General features: G+C 57.3%; 8 protein-coding genes. 6 read left to right on the plus strand and 2 right to left on the minus strand.

The genetic code is table 11. The annotated features are described in order from the left end of the window. Positions 1-245 precede the first annotated feature (245 nt). The 6 genes from NB063_RS24215 (at position 246) to NB063_RS24240 (ending at position 13,200) form a co-directional block, all read left to right on the plus strand. The gene (locus tag NB063_RS24215) at positions 246-2,015 is read left to right on the plus strand and encodes a DUF5060 domain-containing protein (protein WP_250931572.1); all 1,770 of its coding nucleotides are present in this window, start codon (positions 246-248) and stop codon (positions 2,013-2,015) included. An 862-nt stretch (positions 2,016-2,877) separates the two neighbouring features. Beyond that, positions 2,878-4,485 (plus strand): chitobiase/beta-hexosaminidase C-terminal domain-containing protein, encoded by a 1,608-nt coding sequence (locus NB063_RS24220; protein ID WP_250931573.1) that lies wholly within the window; start codon positions 2,878-2,880, stop codon positions 4,483-4,485. An 84-nt stretch (positions 4,486-4,569) separates the two neighbouring features. Next, entirely contained in the window at positions 4,570-6,597 is a 2,028-nt protein-coding gene (locus NB063_RS24225; RefSeq protein WP_250931575.1) for an FG-GAP repeat domain-containing protein, read from the plus strand. Next, positions 6,548-8,314, plus strand: coding sequence for an outer membrane protein assembly factor BamB family protein (locus tag NB063_RS24230; RefSeq protein ID WP_250931577.1), 1,767 nt, complete (start codon positions 6,548-6,550; stop codon positions 8,312-8,314). The genes NB063_RS24225 and NB063_RS24230 overlap by 50 nt, the downstream gene beginning before the upstream one ends. Next, positions 8,311-11,907 (plus strand): PEP/pyruvate-binding domain-containing protein, encoded by a 3,597-nt coding sequence (locus tag NB063_RS24235; protein ID WP_250931579.1) that lies wholly within the window; start codon positions 8,311-8,313, stop codon positions 11,905-11,907. Before NB063_RS24230 ends, NB063_RS24235 begins: the two co-directional genes overlap by 4 nt. A 165-nt stretch (positions 11,908-12,072) precedes the next feature. After that, on the plus strand, positions 12,073-13,200 hold the full coding sequence (locus NB063_RS24240) for a DinB family protein (protein WP_250931581.1): 1,128 nt from the start codon (positions 12,073-12,075) through the stop codon (positions 13,198-13,200). Between the two features lie 18 nt (positions 13,201-13,218). On the opposite strand, the gene NB063_RS24245 is transcribed toward NB063_RS24240, so the two are convergent. After that, positions 13,219-14,109: a transglutaminase family protein gene (locus tag NB063_RS24245; RefSeq protein WP_250931582.1), complete on the minus strand. Its 891-nt coding sequence runs from the start codon at positions 14,107-14,109 to the stop codon at positions 13,219-13,221. Between the two features lie 105 nt (positions 14,110-14,214). Continuing rightward, entirely contained in the window at positions 14,215-16,944 is a 2,730-nt protein-coding gene (locus NB063_RS24250; RefSeq protein ID WP_250931584.1) for a circularly permuted type 2 ATP-grasp protein, read from the minus strand. Positions 16,945-17,039: the final 95 nt, after the last annotated feature.

Consider the following 17,039-nt stretch of genomic DNA (forward strand, 5'->3'; position numbering starts at 1 on the left):
TTTGTGGACATGGCAGCGCGCTGCCTGGCGTCGCAGTAAGCAAGTTTCTGAGATGGTTGCGTCGCCGTTTAAGAAAAATGTTTATTTCTTGTGAACGTTTCTTGAAAAACGGGAATGGGTATTAGCGAACGAGAAGTTTCGCTTTCGATGAATATCCCCACGCAGAGGTGAAATCGGTGGTACGCACTGTCAGAGTTTTGGCTTGTTTTGTTGTGGTTCTTTGGCTCGGTTTGAGGCCGGTTGAGTTGAATGCCGCCAATCCATTAAGCGATTCGGTGGTTTCGGTTTCCGGTGAGCTGCAGCAGTGGCACAAAGTCACGTTGACGCTCGAGGGACCGCAAGCTTCAGAGGACGGTAATCCCAACCCGTTCCTTGACTATCGTTTGCAGGTCACGTTCACTCATCCCGCGTCGGGACTCACTTACGTGGTTCCTGGTTATTTTGCCGCTGACGGTGACGCCGCCAACACCTCGGCTACCTCGGGCAACAAATGGCGGGCTCACCTTTCGCCGGACCACGCAGGCGAATGGACCTATGCGGTTTCGTTCCGTGAAGGTGATGGCGTCGCGGTATCAGATGATCCCAAAGCGGGCACGTCGTTGTCGGGATTGGATGGACTCACGGGGGAAATCACGGTCGCGAAGACCGATAAAACCGGACGCGACCTGCGTTCGAAAGGGCGGTTGAATTACGTCGGAAAGCACCATCTGCACTTCGCCGGAACGGGAGAGTATTTTTTGAAATGCGGTGCCGACGCTCCAGAAAACTTCCTCGCCTACGCTGATTTCGATGGCGAATTCAAATCAGACGGCCACAAGGACGACCTCGTGAAAACTTGGCAACCGCACGTTCAAGATTGGAAGGCCGGCGATCCGACGTGGCAGGACGGTAAAGGCAAAGGGATCATCGGTGCGGTGAATTATCTGGCCTCGCAAGGGCTAAACGTGTTCTCGTTTATAACGATGAATATTAACGGCGACGATCAAAACGTGTTTCCGTATCTCGATTACGACGAGCGGACGCGGATCGACTGTTCACGCATGGATCAGTGGGCGGTTGTGTTGGAGCACGGGAACGACAACGGCATGTACCTGCACTTCAAAACGATGGAGACTGAAAACGAGTTGCTGCTCGATAAGGGTGACTTGGGGCCGCAACGCAAACTGTACTATCGTGAGTTGATCGCCCGCTTCGGTCATAACTTGGCCTTGAACTGGAACCTCGGCGAGGAAATCAATGACGCCACGCACGAGCAAAAAGTGGCATGGGGCAACTACTTTGCCACGCATGATCCGTATCGGCACCACATCGTGATCCATAACATGGGCGATCCGCACTACGATTTGTTGGGTGACGCGTCGCCGCTGACCGGGTTCTCATTGCAAACGAATCGGGCTGATTTTGGCAACGTCCATAAGCGAACGCTCGACTACATCGTGCGTTCGGTTGAGGCCGGGAAACCTTGGGTGGTTGCGTGTGATGAGCCGGGCGATGCGACGCACGCATTGATCACTGATGACGAGGATCCTGCGCACGACAACGCTCGCAAGAATGCGTTGTGGGGTAACATCATGGCGGGTGGCGCGGGCGTCGAATGGTATTTCGGTTACAAGCATCCGCACAGCGACCTGACGTGTCAGGATTACCGCTCACGTGAGAAAATGTGGGTTCAATGCCGGCATGCTCTTGAGTTCTTCAAAAACGAGAATGTCCCGTTTTGGGAGATGTCGAACTGCAACGGCAAAGTAGAAAGCTCGGATTCGTATGGCCTTTCGAAGCAAGGCGAGGTTTATCTCGTCTATCTGAAAAAAGGCGGCGAGGCGAAGCTCGATCTGACGGATGCCAGCGGGAAATTCAATGTGCGTTGGTTTAATCCTCGAACGGGCGGCAAGCTCGATACGGGTGCTGTTAGCACGGTTGATGGTGGTGGCAAGAGGTCGCTCGGTCAGCCTCCACGTGATGCCGATCAAGATTGGCTGGCCGTGGTGCGGGTCGCCGGTTCACGCCGCAACTAGTGTTTGGTCAAACCTTCGTTTGATGGTTTCTGGAACCGGAGGGCATGGGCCCTGCCGCTAGAAGGTTAGCGGAGCGGCGCGAGCCGTCCGGTGTTACTGGAGTTTTGAATGTCGACGAAACACACGTGTTTTATCTTGCCTTGACTTTTGGTTTCTGGAATCGGAGGGCTTGCGCCCTGCCGCTAGAAGGTTAGCGGAACGGCGCGAGCCGTCCGGTGTTACTGCAGTTTTGAATGCTGACGAAACACACGTGTTTTGTCTTGCCTTGACTTTTGGTTTCTGGAACCGGAGGGCTTGCGCCCTGCCGCTAGAAGGTTAGCGGAACGGCGCGAGCCGTCCGGTGTTACTGGAGTTTTGAATGCTGACGAAACACACGTGTTTTGTCTTGCCTCGAATTTAGGTTTCTGGAACCGGAGGGCTTGCGCCCTGCCGCTAAAAAGGTTAGCGGAACGGCGCGAGCCGTCCGGTGTTACTGGAGTTTTGAATGTCGACGAAACACACGTGTTTTGTCTTGCCTTGACTTTTGGTTTCTGGAACCGGAGAGCTTGCGCCCTGCCGCTAAAAAGTTAGCGGAACGGCGCGAGCCGTCCGGTGTTGCTCCAGGTCTGAATGCTGACGAAACACTCATGTTTTGTCTTGCCTCGAATTTAGGTTTCTGGAACCGGAGGGCATGGGCCCTGCCGCTAAAAGGTTAGCGGAACGGCGCGAGCCGTCCGGTGTTGCACCAGGTTTGAATGCTGACGAAGCCCTTGTTTGGCGATGACGCGTCATTTCGGATTCCTGACCTGGGCGCTGGGTTGGGGATGCGTGCTGTTCGGTTTTTGGTTTTTTGTTCTGTTCTCCGCTTACCCCAGAGCGTTTGATGAGTCGCTGTTTTATCAATCCGGTTTTGTGTCTGCATTTGTTCGTCGTGGCGAGCGGGTGTTTTTGTGCTTCTCCGCTTTTTGCAGCCGATCCGGCTCACGAAACGGAAGCGTGGAGTCCCGGACGTTTACTGACGTGGGCGACGCCCGGCGTAAGCGGGAAGATCGACGAGGCGTCGAATTGGATTGAGAACGGACGTCCTGCCGACAAGGCACCCGATCGCGAAACGGACGTCGTGTTGCCGGCCGCTGATGAGATTTACACCGTCACCGGTGGACGTAACCATCAGGTCCGGCACGTCACGATTAAGAAGAACGCGCGGCTCAAGGGCGGGCATCGCAACGAAGTCGAGATTTGGGGCAATGTCGATGTTCTGCCGGAAGGAATGATCCGGTACGTGTCGGTCGTTGGTGGGAAACACACCTATTTCCGAGTGGAAGGAAGTGAGTTTCCGAACCCCCAAAACGGCCATGCGTTCCAGCATCCGTCACGTCGTCTTCCCGAGGAGCAGCTTAGCCGCGCTCAACTGTCGCACAAGTTTCAGGTGTGTAAATACGGAACCGCATCGGTTGAGTTTTATGGCAACCTCGGTGTCAGTGATGAGGTCATGCTGCAGCACGGCAAGATGATCATCAGTGGCGATTTTCGCTTCAGCGGTGTGACCAATAAGGGCACGTTGGAAGTTTACGACGGCGGTATTCTCGAGATTCAAACGGGCGGCCGCGTCGGTCCGTTCATGCCGGAGAATAACAAGAACGTTTACAACATCAGTGTGTATCGAAACGGTGTAATCCAGGCTGGATCGCCAGAACGGCCGCTGACCGGTGATGCCTATTTGCTGCTCGGCTTTGGCGACAACGAGAAACTCGGTCACACCGGTCTCTATACCGCCGTTGGTTCGATGATGCGGGTCTACTCATCAGATCCGACCAAAGCTCGCTTGGTGGTTCAGGCGACTGCATCGGTGGCCGATTTTCGTGACGGGCTCGGTCAGTTGGTCGGAAATCCAGATGTGAAAGCCAATGGTAAGAACGGCATCGCGATGCAGCTCGGTGGTGACGTGGAATTGGATGGTGTGCACTTCGATTATGTTTGCGATGGTGGCATCGCGACGACGGACCCTGAGACACCAAAACAATGGAAGCATGTTACCTTCGGTGCGCATAATGCGGGCCCGGAAGACACGCTGTTCTCGCAAGTGGTTGCCGATACGAACTCGTATTACCACACCCGCAACGACCAGCAATCCGAATGGGGATTGACCGAAACCGCGATGGCGTCGATGCGGAGCTATCTCGAACAGTCCGATCCGTTCCGATTGCGAACGGTGCCTGAGAACACCGAAATGAAAACTGTTGGCAAGGGCAATAAATCGATTCAAACGCCGGTCGCGGTGGTTTTTGACGAGCCGGTTCTCGTCTCGATCGAAACTCGCGTTCCCGGGGCACGGATCCGTTACACCACCGACGGAACCGAGCCTACCAAGGAGTCGCCCGCTTATACCGGTCCCATTCGGTTGAGTAAGACAACGAAGCTGATGATGAAGGCATACAAAACCGGTGTGGGGTATAGCCCGACGACATCGACGACGTACGTGTTCCAGTAGTCGTCGCGTCGAGTTGGGTTTTGGATGACCGGTGTCGAGTCACCGGTGTTGCTTTTACGTCGTTTTATTGGTGATGGTTTACTCATGAATTCTCGTTTGACGCTGTCCGTTTTGATCCTGTTGGCGATGGCGTCGGCGGTGTTGCCCACCGTCTCGCACGCGGTGATTAACGCGGGGCTCCAGCCCGCTGATCTTTTTCACTCTCGTTACACCACGGTTTGCATTCTCGACATCCTCGCTGTTGACCCTGACGCGGGGACGGCGCAATGCAAAATCAGTCGTTCGTTGAAGGGCAAGTTGATTGAAGATGCCGAGGTGATGTTGAATTTCACCGGGTCGATGAAAGGGGCGGCAGCAGCGGCAATGGCGGAAGGCGACATCGTTGTGGGCGACAAAGTCGTTGCGTTCGCGGGACGCCGCCGTGGACCAAAGGATCTGATGCTATACGCCAACAGTTTCTATCTTGGTCAGATGAGTGAGCCGGGTTCATGGTCGCTCGACAAGAGCGGTGCGGCAATGGTGGGGCTCGACGGCGCCGCAATCAGCACATTGGCGGGAACGTGGAACGGGTCGAGCAGGCAACTTGCGGCTCTCGTTGAAGACATTGCCGCTGGACGCGATTTCTTTCCTCGCAAAGGTTATGCAAGATTTCAAACCGATCGGTTGCTAAAGCAGTTTGAGGCACCGGTGACGGGTGTTGCCGCTTATGATCTCGATGGCGATGGTGATCTCGACGTGGTCGCGTGTGCGGGGTCGGTTTCCGTCTTCATGCAGGGCGACGATCAGAAGTTCGCTGACGCAACGGAGGCTCTCGGGCTGAGTGGAGCTTCATCGCTTGGTTGTGGAGCGGCTGATATCAACGGCGATGGCCTGACAGACCTTTTATTGGGAACGACGATCTACAACGGAAGATTTGCGAACGGGCGATTGTCGTTCGTTAAGAATGATCACGCACTGTCCGGTGCCAGCGAGTTCTCGGCCTCGCTCAAGACATCTGCGTTCGTTGAACTCAATGGCGACGGTTATCCCGACATCGTGATGAGCGTTGTGGGAGGTGGCTTGCGAGCGTTCTTGAATCCCGGCGAAGCGGGCGGCAGTTTTACGGATGCGACCGCATCGTTGGGGCTCGACCGAGCGGAATGTGGCGGCGGCGGAAATGGTTTTGTCTCCCCAGGGCATTGGAACGATGACATGCGGACAGACTTGTTTTATGCATCCGAGCTTGGTTACTTTTTGGTTCAAAACGAGGCGGGCGTTTTTGAACCGGTTGCGCATGAGATTGATTTCAAATTCACGTCCAGCGCCACCGGAAACGTGGGCGAAACGGGAGCGGGGGTGTTCCTGCCGCTGTTTTCACCCGAACACATGGATCTTGTCGTGCCGCTCGAAGATGGCTGGATCGTCGTCGCCAATCAGGACGGTGTTCCGGTCGACGTGACACGATGGGGCAATGAAATCAGCGAAGGTTCGCAAGCTCACTTGGCGACGATCGCCGAAGATTTGAATTGCGATGGGCACGTCGATTTCTTCACGATCAGCAGTGCTGAGAACGGCCACAACCGTTATATCGTTAATCGTGGCTACGGTTCGTTCATGCTCGGTACGACTCACAAACACTACGAACACATGTTCGACGGGCCGTCCAGTGAATTGGGAGGTTTGGCGTGTGCGGCGGGCGATTTAAACAACGACGGGGCACCTGATCTCGTTGTCGGAAACGCTCACGGGCATCTGACGCTGATCTTTAACGACACGCTCGCGGCGCGAGCACCGGTGGCGCACCCTGCACCGGAGATTGCCGCGATCGAGAACGTGAAGCTATTGACCGTGCATGTGCTCGGTTCCAAAGGGATCGTCAACGCGAGGGTGATGTTGCATGACGCTTCCGGACGGCTTGTCGCTCGCCGCGATTTGACGAACAACGTTTCGGCGGGATCGTGTAGCGCGGCCAACGCGGTGATCTCGGTGCGGATGCCGGTCGACGGCCGATGCAAAGCAACTGTTCTTTATTCGGATGGCCTCACGCGAACAGCTGAGGTTGACCTTTCTTCAAGTCCCCATAATGTCGTGGTTGTTGACCGCGGTGAAGTTGGTCCAGATGATGAGTTTTAATTTTGTTGAGACGTTTACCTGTCCGCACGGGCCGCTCGCGGTAGTGCCGGTGGTGGTCAACGCGGGGGCTGCGTTGTTCCCTGTGATACTGGCTGCAATCACAACGTTTGTCGCCTTACTGTTCAAGCCGCGCGAGCTGATGCGTGTTTGTCGCGAGAAGCCTTTGGTGCCAATCGTGGTGATGGGGCTCGCCGGAGCTTTCGGTGCGTTGTTGATGTTTTGGCCAACTGGCGGAGGAGCCTCGGACGCCGCGCCGGCCGGTCGTCGGGGGGACGTCGCACGGACGCCCGCAAGCGGCACGAATAACGCTGGCGGTGGTGCCGTGTACGTCGACTGGACTCGCGTCGCGTTGGAACGCATCGCGGCGAGGGAGCGATTGGCGATGGCGGATGCCACACGAGAGACGACTCCGACAGCGTTTGTAGCGACGAAATCTGGGGGGGAGCTCGGTGGTGATCTGGAAAAAGAGACCGCATTCATTTTCCGTGGTGGAAATCAACGTTTGGGCGTGCTCGGTGACGTGCCGCCAGTCGGATTGCAACGAGTCTGGCACCACTATCCGACCTGGATTGATGAGTCGGGCGTGGAAAGCGAAGACACCGAGGCGATGATTCTGTCGAGCGCGGCGGTTTACGGTGATCGTGTTTATGGTGCTTCGTGTTTGCTCGATCCGCCGGATACTTATGGTGCGATCTTCTGTCTCGATGCGAAATCCGGCAAGCAGATTTGGTCGCTCGATCGGGACGGCGACGTTGACTTCAAAGGTTTCTTCAGTTCGCCCGCGATTAGCGCTGATGGACGTTATCTCGTCATCGGTCAGGGGCTGCATCCGGACAGTCATTGCACGTTGATCTGCGTGGACACCGAGGCGGGACGCGTGCACTGGACGTTGCCGACGACACTGCACTTGGAGAGTTCGCCGGTGATTGATGGCGATACGGTTTATATCGGTGCCGGCGCGATCGAGGACCCTGCGTCCCACAAGGCGCTCAGTCATTCTGGTTATGTGCTCGCTGCTCGGCTATCTGACGGTGAGCAGTTATGGCAACACGATGTTGCGGACCCCGAAAGTTCGCCTGTTGTCAGTGACGGGGTGCTCTATATCGGTAGCGGGTTTAACGGGAAGGCGATCGTTGCTCTGAGTACGGACCCGAACGTCGCGGCGGACGCACGCGAACTATGGAGGACGCCGACACCCTATCCGATCACCGGTGCGATCACCTTGCATGGTGATTTGGTGATTGCCGGCGGTGGTAACGGTGACTTTGTTTATCGTGATCCCAATCCGGCGGGCGTCGTGATGGCTCTCGATTCGAAAACAGGTGAAGTCGTTTGGCAATCGGAGATGCCAGACGCGGTGCTCGGCGCCGTTGCGGCGGGCAAGTATCTCGTTTGCGGCGTTGCCAATGGTGAAGTGATGGCTCTCGATCCCGACGGAGGCAAGCCGGTTTGGGCGTCCCGGATCAGCGGCGTGGCACCGGTGCTCGCGGCGCCTTCGGTGACGGATCGCGAAGTGTTCGCGGTAAGCCAAGACGGGTACCTCGCGAGGTTCAACTTGGAGACCGGTGAGGAAATCGAGAACCTCTACATCAACTCCGAAGAGAAACCAGGGTCGCAAGGACTCAGCATCAGTTCTCCGCTGGTGGTCGATGGACGTCTTTTCGTGGGCAGTGAAACGGGCGGACTGCGCGCGTATGCGGGAGGCTTGGCAAAGTGAGTGATTTCAACTCGCCACTGATCGTTCCGCTCGCCGACGCAACCAACGCGGCACTCGTGGGTGGCAAAGCCGTTAATCTCGCGGCGATGATTCGCGCGGGATTGCCGGTCCCAGATGGCTTTGTCGTGACGACGGCGGCGTATTTGGCGAGGCAGGATCGACGCGATGATATCGTCGCCCAAATTCGCGAGGCCCACCATTCGCTAGAGAGTGATCTCGTGGCGGCTCGTTCGTCGGCCACGGCTGAGGATTTGGCTGGCGCATCGATGGCGGGACAGTACGACACGTTCTTGAATTTGGCGACCGCTGACAGCGTCGTGGATGCGGTTGTCCGATGTTGGGAGAGTATCGGCAGCGATCGAGTTGCCGCGTATTTGAGTGAACAAGGGATCGATCCATCGGGTGTGGCCATGGCGGTGGTGGTGCAAAAGCTCGTACCCGCCGCGGTCGCCGGCGTCTTGTTCACCACCAATCCGCGAACGGGCTCGTCGAGCGAGATGCTGATGGAAGCATCGTGGGGATTGGGAGAGTCAGTCGTCTCGGGAGAAGTTCAACCGGACATTGTCCGTGTCGCGATTGATCCTTGTGAAGTGCTGCAGTACACGGTGGCTGATAAGACGGTGCGGTTGTTGCCGGGGGCGACGGAGAATGAGTCAACGCCGGATGGTCTAAGGCGACACGCCTGTCTGACGTTTCCAGCGATTCGAATGCTGTGTGATTTGGGACGTCGAGCGGCACGCCATTTTGACCATCCGCAAGACATCGAATGGGCAATCGATGATGAGGGACAAGTGCATTTGTTGCAGTCTCGCGCGATCACAACGCTCGACGATGCGGCGGCCTATCAGTCATTGCTTGCGAATACGATTGAACATCTCGGTAACGAAGTCGCAGACGGGCGGGGGCCTTGGGTGCGTCACAACCTCGATGAAACGCTCGTGAATCCGACCCCGTTGAGCTGGGATGTCGTTCGCCGGTTCATGTCCGGTGATGGTGGCTTTGGAGAAATGTATCGTCGTGTCGGGTTCGAACCATCCGACGTCGTCGCAAAAGACGGTTGCCTCGAACGGATAGGCAACGGCATCTACATGGATTGTTCGCGTATGCCAGAAATGTTCTTCGCAGACTATCCGTTTGAGTACGATCCGAAACGGTTGCGAGAGAACCCTGACGCCGCTCAAGAACCGCCGACGGTTCCACGAGGCGGCGTAAGAACGCAGGGGATGGCGGCACGGAAAGCGAGCGAGGTTACCAACACGCTTCGCCGCGAAGCCGAAACGCTCGACCATCGTTTCGATGGCGTCTTTGTCCCGGCAATCGATGGCTGGTTGCAGCGAGAGGCCGCACGCGATCTTTCATGTTTGGACAATGAGAATTTGGTCGAATTGTGGACCAAGCGTGAAAAGAAGGTGATGGATGAATTTGGGGCGGACGCGTTTCTGCCTAGCATGATCGAAGCTCTCGCTGTGGCGGAACTGCGGGGGTTTCTCGCCGGTCACTTTTGGGATGAGGACCCCGATGAACTCGTGCACGTACTGAGCGTCAGTCCGCAACCCGACCAAACGTCACTCGCCAACGCGGCACTTCGTGAGCTCGCGTTGGGGAGTCGGTCACTGGATGATTGGCTTGCCGACCACGGGCATCGCGGCCCTGGTGAGTTTGACCTCGCGACACCCCGATGGCGTGAACGACCCGACGACGTGCTGCGGATGGCCGAGCAATTAGGGAATAGTTCGGATCCGGCAGAGAAGCACCGCGCGAGGGTTGCCGATGCGGAAGCGACGCTCGCACGGTTGAAGAAGCTGTTGTCACTCCAGCATGCGGCGCAGTTGGAAACACACGTGCGACTGCTGCAGCGATACATTCGCTTCCGCGAAGATGGTAAGTATCACTTGATGCGAGCGTATGCCGTGCTTCGCGAAACTGCACTCGAATGCGGCCGTCGGCTCGGCATCGGTGACGACGTTTTCTACTTGACCGTCCACGAAATGAGCGACGCGTTGCGTGGTGGTTATCTTCCCGAGGATCAAGTTGCAAAAAGACGAGCAGAGCGACAGGCTGCCGCCCGATTGCACACGCCACGTGTGATCGAGGCCCAGGATATTGAAACGATCGGTCAGCATGAGGTTGCCGTCGATGCCGAACAATGGCCGTCGCATCCCGTGTCCAGCGGCACAGCGAGCGGTCCTGTTCGAGTCGTGCTGTCTCCCGAGAAAGCGTTGAATCTTGGCGCCGGGTACATTCTCGTTTGTCCCAGCACCGACCCTTCTTGGACTCCACTTTTTGCGAACGCCGCCGGTCTTGTGTTGGAGCGAGGTGGCACGCTTTCTCACGGCGCCATTGTGGCTCGTGAACTCGGATTGCCCGCGGTCGTGCTCGACGACGCGACCAAGCTATTGGCCGATGGTGAGATGATCAGCATTGACGCCAATCAAGGACGGGTGGCTCGTTCGTCGTCTGAGTCGATTGGTGCCAAAACCGACGATGCGGAAAGTATCGAGATCGAACGCACGATGCTGCCGCCTCCGGTTGGGCCTCGTGAAACCGGTGCAAATCAGCTCGCGATTGTCGCCGCGTGTGGATGGGGCGTGTTCCTCGCCGGGTTCTATTTGTTACCGGCGTCCTGGGTGAAAGAACCCTCCTTTGCATTGATCGATTGGTTCTTGTGGCCACTGGTGCGAAGCATCGGTATGGTTGGTACGGTGGCTTTGGTTGGTGGTCTGTTCTCGGCGTTCTTGCTCGTCGCCCAGCGTATTCTCACCGACAACGCACGACTCTTTGAAGCGAAACGTCGTTCAGCGGCGCTGCGTCGGGCGGCTACCAAACTGCCTGCTGATAGTGCTCGTCGCGCCGCGATGATGGACGCTGTCAAACCGGTCAGTGGACGTGTGCTGCGAGCCTCGATGGTGCCGCTGGCCTTTGTGCTCGGACCGATGATGATTGTGTTTCTCTGGTTTCCCGAGCGGGTCGATCCGGCGGTGTGGAATCCGGATCCCGGTCGTGGTGTGAGCATTGTGGCGGAAATTGATGGCGATACCACGCGGGCCGTTAAGCTCGAAGTTCCCACGACGCTTGCTCTGGAAACGGGTGTCCCGGCCGAACGCACGCTCCCGGCCATCCGTCATGAACTCGAAGAACTTCGCCGAGAATGGCAAAGCAGCGATCTGGTTGAGTATCCGTGGGAAATCCAAGCGGCCGGTGACCACGCCCGCGAGGCCCTCGTCGGTTCGCTCAACGCTTTTTTGCGAGAAGGGATTCCGCCACAGAAAATCAGTTGGCGTTTGAAGGTGCCCGATGATGCCGTCGGTCGTCACCTCGTTCGCTTGTATCCGCCGACCTTGGAGGAACCGCTGGAGATACCGATCACATTTGGGGACACTCATCCGCCGATGCACACTGAGATCGTCACTCCCGATGGGAGTGGCATTGTTTCGCTTGAGGTGATTCACCCGCGACCGCTGACCCAACAACTCTTTTGGACACCGCTCGCCACTCTGGGTGGACCGGCGTGGGACTTTGGTTGGCTCGGTGCCTACTTGGTCGCATACCTCGCGGTGATGATGCTCGGAAAGCGACTCTTGCGGATTCCCTGATTTGCCTGACGCGGATTCTCGTGGTGGGCGTACAGATGGCACGCATCGCAAAGGGTACGGTGTCGGCTTGGGAAGCGGTTTCAACGGTAGAGGGTCGTAGGTAGACTCTTCCCGGGGATCTCACGCCCGTTCTGCCCGTAACAACCGTTTGGCAATCGCATGACCATGAAATCGCTGCTCTTCTGTCCACTTCTTTGTCTGTTGGTCGCCTCGGGATTGTCTGCTGCCGAGGGTGATCCGATCGCGGTGCGATCGTGGCCAGGCGGAGTGGTTTCGATCGAAACTCAGTGGGGCCTTGGGCTCGCGGTCAAACCATCGACCAGCGACGAGTTGGTTGTGCCTGATGACGTAGGTCAGATTCTCGCGGTGGGTGGGGATCGACTGAACCATGTGCTGTCGCGTTTGCCCAACCAGGCCGATGTGCAGTGGAGTCCCGTTGGCGAGGCTTCCAAATGGGATCCGAACGCGATCGAGGTTCGGACGATCGATGATCACACGATCCGAATCGACGTCGACGGCGTGCGTGTGATTGTTGTGTCGGGTGACGGAACGGGGACCTTTATGGCGACGAAAGCCGATAAACAAAACGTTGATGTCTTGGTGCTGAGCAACATTGCGGTGGGACAGCTTGCCAGCGATCGGATCAAAATACTCGTGCGCTCATGGCGTCCGCAGTTTGTGCTGCCGTTGGCAATCCCTGCCGATGAAACGGACGCTTCGAAACGCGCGGCGGCGAACACATTTGCGGTGTCAGCTTCGGAGGCACCAAATCGGGAGCCGAAAACTGTACTGATCAGTCAAACACCGTGGGAAATGCCTGACGAACTCGCGGTGTTGTTTGGAAAGATGGAACAGGCATGCAGCGAATCGCAACAAGTGTTTGCAGAGCTCTCTGTTGAGCAATTGAATTTCAAGCCGGCCAATGGAACGCATACTCCACGATGGAACGTTGAGCACATGATGGGACGGCAGTTGCAGTTCTTCTCACAAATTTATCATGCGATTGATTCGTCTATTCCCGTGATGAATTTGAACCCGAAGCAAATGCCGGCTGACTATCAGTTCGCTCACCCGGATTGGGATGGAGCTGAAGAGGCTCGACAGATGCAGCGGGCGAGTGAGTTTTGTCGCCGGTTTGCTTACTTGCTCGACGGCATGTCGGTGAACGACAAAGCACCGGGCAGCCGTTGGCCCTCGCTGCGTGCATTGTTGGTGCAGATGCAGAAGCACTACCACGAGCACACGGAAAACACCGTCAAGAAATTCGAGTTGCCGGGATGGCCAAAGTCGTGAATCCGACGAGTGCTGTACTCAATCCAGAGGCAGCACGTCGACACTGACTCTCAAGAGCGGTTTGCCGCCGCCCATCACGATCCCACGCATGGGACTGATGTCGTCGTAGTCACGACCGATGCACATGGGAATGTGATCCGTGCCCGTGCGAACCGCATTGGTTGGATCGAAATCGACCCATCCGATTTCGGCTCCGGAATAAACGCTGATCCACGCGTGCGACTCGTCACTGCCGACGAGTCGTTCTTTGCCTTCCGGCGGATACGTTCTGAGGTAGCCGCTGATATAACGGGTGGGCAAACCGAGACTCCGCAGACACGCGATTTGTACGTGAGCAAAGTCTTGGCAGACGCCCGCCTTCAATACAAACGCGTCCTCGGTCGTCGTGTTGACGTCCGTCGCCTGGGTGTCGTAGCGGAAATCGGCGTGGATGTGCTTCGTTAACGCGTCCACCGCGTCGATGATGCTGACGTGAGGTTGCATAATCTGACGTGCATAGTCGGCAAATTTTTGATTCAGTGCGATTCGTTGCGAGGCGAAGACGAATTCGCGTGCCTTCCAATCGACGGGGGAATCGCCCCGGCGAACGGTCGAAATGAGATCAGTCCAGGCGGGAGCTCGAGACAGGTTTTCGGCATCGGGCGCCGAAACGCTGACCCGGCTGGTGACGCGAACCCGCAAGAATTGATGCAAAGATTCGATGGCAAACGAGTCGACGACGTTCCCGTAGTAATCGGGGTGTCGATCGATGGACGCGGGAGCGGGATCAATTTCGACTTCGCATGAATGGCAGACCAGGTGGGCTTGGTTGCGTGGCCGCATGCGCAATTGGTTTTGGCACAGCGCCACCGGCTCGCTATAGCGATACGACGTCTCGTGGACGATTCGGTAATTGGCGGTTTGCGTCATCAGGCGGGAGTTTTCGGTTAAATATTTTGAATGCGATCGGCTGCAAAAGCCCGGTTAGAGATCGTCTCGTTTGAAACGTACCAACCCGGCTCGGCCTTGCCCCAGCTAGGAAAGCTTAGCAGGTGGCTCCGGCAACGGCTTGGCCGGTTCGCCGGTCAGCGATTGCGATACCGAGGTGTGAATCAGGTACCTGGCTTCGATCGCGTTCGCGAGTTTGGGCATCCCGACACAGATCTTCTCGAGTAACTCCGCGAGAGCTTCGCGTTGTTGGTTTGTTTCACAACGGGTCAGTTTACCGACATCCGCGACGAGGAGTCGACGCATTAAATCAGCGGCAATGCGTTCGTCGGCTCCGAGACCGACCTGGGAAGCCGACGTTGGCAACTCCAGCAACACCTGTTCGATGTCCTGTAATTGAAAACGCAGCGAGCGAGGATTTGATTCATCGGTGACCAGCAAATCGATGGTGGGCGCGGGTTGAACCAACGACAGGTATCGCGACCGATACGTCATCAAACTATCAGTCGCATCGAGGATTGCTTCGCACAAACTGCCCTCGCGTTCGAGTGGCGATATCATGGTCGCGGCGAGGAGTTCGGCGGTTTGATGTGCCCGCTCGATGCGGCGGCCCAGCAACACGAATCTCCAACCGTGAGTTCGCGTGAGGCTTTCCGATGCCAACCCGCTGAACGCGAGCAGGAGGGTCACGCAATGGTTGAGCCGCTCGATCGCGGCAATCACGTTGGCGCCTCGAGGGCGACTTTGCACGACGACTTCGTTATGCAGGCTTCTCAGGATTCGATACGCGTCGAGCGAAATGCGGTCACGCACCGCAGACGCGTTTCGCAACGCACCCAGTGCCGCGGACTGGAATCCGCGTGATGTCCCACAATCAAAAACGCTCGCCGGAAGCATTAGGTCGAGTTGCGGCATCGCTCCATCGAGGCCCTCGATCGCGTAGTCCGGTTCCAATTGTCCCATCGCTGCGAGTGCCTTGACGAGACGCGGCATTTCGGACAATTCGTCGTACTCGTCTTCGCCGGCGAGTCGGGTAAGCGTGGTCCGAAGCAGGCGGGCGATCGACTCGCAACGTTCGGTATAACGACCGAGCCAGAACAAATGCTCGGCCACGCGACTGGGCAATTCCGCACCGCTGCGACGCAGCCGGATCGATTCCGATTCCGGTGACAGTAAGGTGGCTTCGTGATCGACCGGTTCGTCACTGACGACCCAGCAATCTTGGGTCATCTGGCCGCTCGTCGGTGATCGACCGAGCAGGTCTGGTTTGGGGCTCACGCGAGCGAGTCCGCCCGGCAGGACTTCGATTCCGTCGGCGGTCTGCAATTGGAACGATCGCAGGGTCAAGTGCCAGGGGCGGAGTTTGCCATCGACCCAGACTGGCGTCAGGCTGTGCGACAATCGCTCTTGGCCAACGAACCGATGCGGTTGGGCTTTGATCTCTCTGACCAAGTCGGCCTTCTGCTCGGCCGTCATGTATTCGGGGATGGACGGCTTCGCGTCGTTGACCGCGTAAGCGCTGCGGATGATCAGTTTGTCGAGGTTTTCGAGTACGAATCGACAGGGGCCTTCGTCGCCGCACCAGTACGTTGCGACGCTGGGAAGCAGCAATTCTTCGCCCAGCAGTTTTCTCGCCGAGGCGGCTAAGAAGGGCAGCAAAGCAGGCATTTCGACCAATGCCGCGCCGATCGCATTGAGGACGGCAACGTGACCGCCGCGGATCGTTTGCAACAGCCCGGTGCAACCTTCCAGCGATGACGGATTGAGTTCGAGCGGATCACATTTCCGATCGGACACGTGCCGCCACAACACTTCGATGGGAAGCAATCCGCCGAGCGTTTTCAGATTCAAACGTTCGCCCCGGACCGCTAAGTCGCGACCTTGGACGAGGGTGTAACCGAGATAGCGAGCCAAATAGGCGTCTTCGAATTCGCGGTAGCTGCCGGGGCCAGGCGTCAATAATGCGACCCGCGGGTTGTCGCGGGCACGTGGAGCGAGCGAGCGGAAATGCCCACGCAGGGCTTCGAAAAACGGGGCCAAGCGACGGACGTTTGCCCGGCGATGCAGGTGCGGCAACGCTCGGCTGAGCACGATTCGGTTTTCCAGGAGATAGCCGAGGCCGCTCGGTGCACGTGTTCGATCGCCGGTCACCCACCAACCGCCGTTGTCACCCCGGACGACATCAAACGCGGTCACGTGCAGTCGATGGGATTTGCCAGGGCTGTGCATGGCCGTGGCTTCGTCCGAGTTGGTTTTGTCGGTCCGCCCAAGTTTGTGGTACGCGCGATAAAAACGTGGGTTGCCCCATACCAGATCGGGAGGGATGATCCGATCGATGATCAGGTTTTGCGGCCCCAAAAGATCATCGAGAACGGCTTCGAGGATACGGACCCGCTGGGCCAGTCCGGCGGCCAGGACGCTCCAATCTTTCTGATTGAAGGCGACGGGCACGGTTGCCAGTTGCCAGGGGCGTGAAGGATCCACCGGCGTGATTTTGGATAAACCGCCCGATGCTCCGGAGGCATCATTTCCCGTGGTGAGCGGGTTGTTGACGCCCGTGGGGGGATTGAAGTTTTCGTCACCGGAGGACGGTTTTTGCTTGGCGTCGACCTGAAAAGTCAGTCCGTTCTCGCGGATGATGTGTTCGATCTGGATCGAGCGATCGTGCAGTCCAGTGGCCCCGATCCGGTTAAGAGTGCCCTCAATGGTTGCCCAATGAGGGCGCACGAGGCCATTTGCATCGCGGCATTCGTCAAAACGGCCGGCCAGCTTTTCATAGCTGGTCAACGACAAGGGGGCTGCGATGGTAGTCGACAATGTGGTCAGGGCTCCTGTGAAAATGCCGAAAGGAAACGGTAAATATTGGTATGTTCTACCCTTTCCTTTAATCGACTACCCGCCTTGAGCACGCC

The sequence above is a fragment of the Aporhodopirellula aestuarii genome, from assembly GCF_023701485.1.
GTDB classification, from domain to species: domain Bacteria; phylum Planctomycetota; class Planctomycetia; order Pirellulales; family Pirellulaceae; genus Rhodopirellula; species Rhodopirellula aestuarii.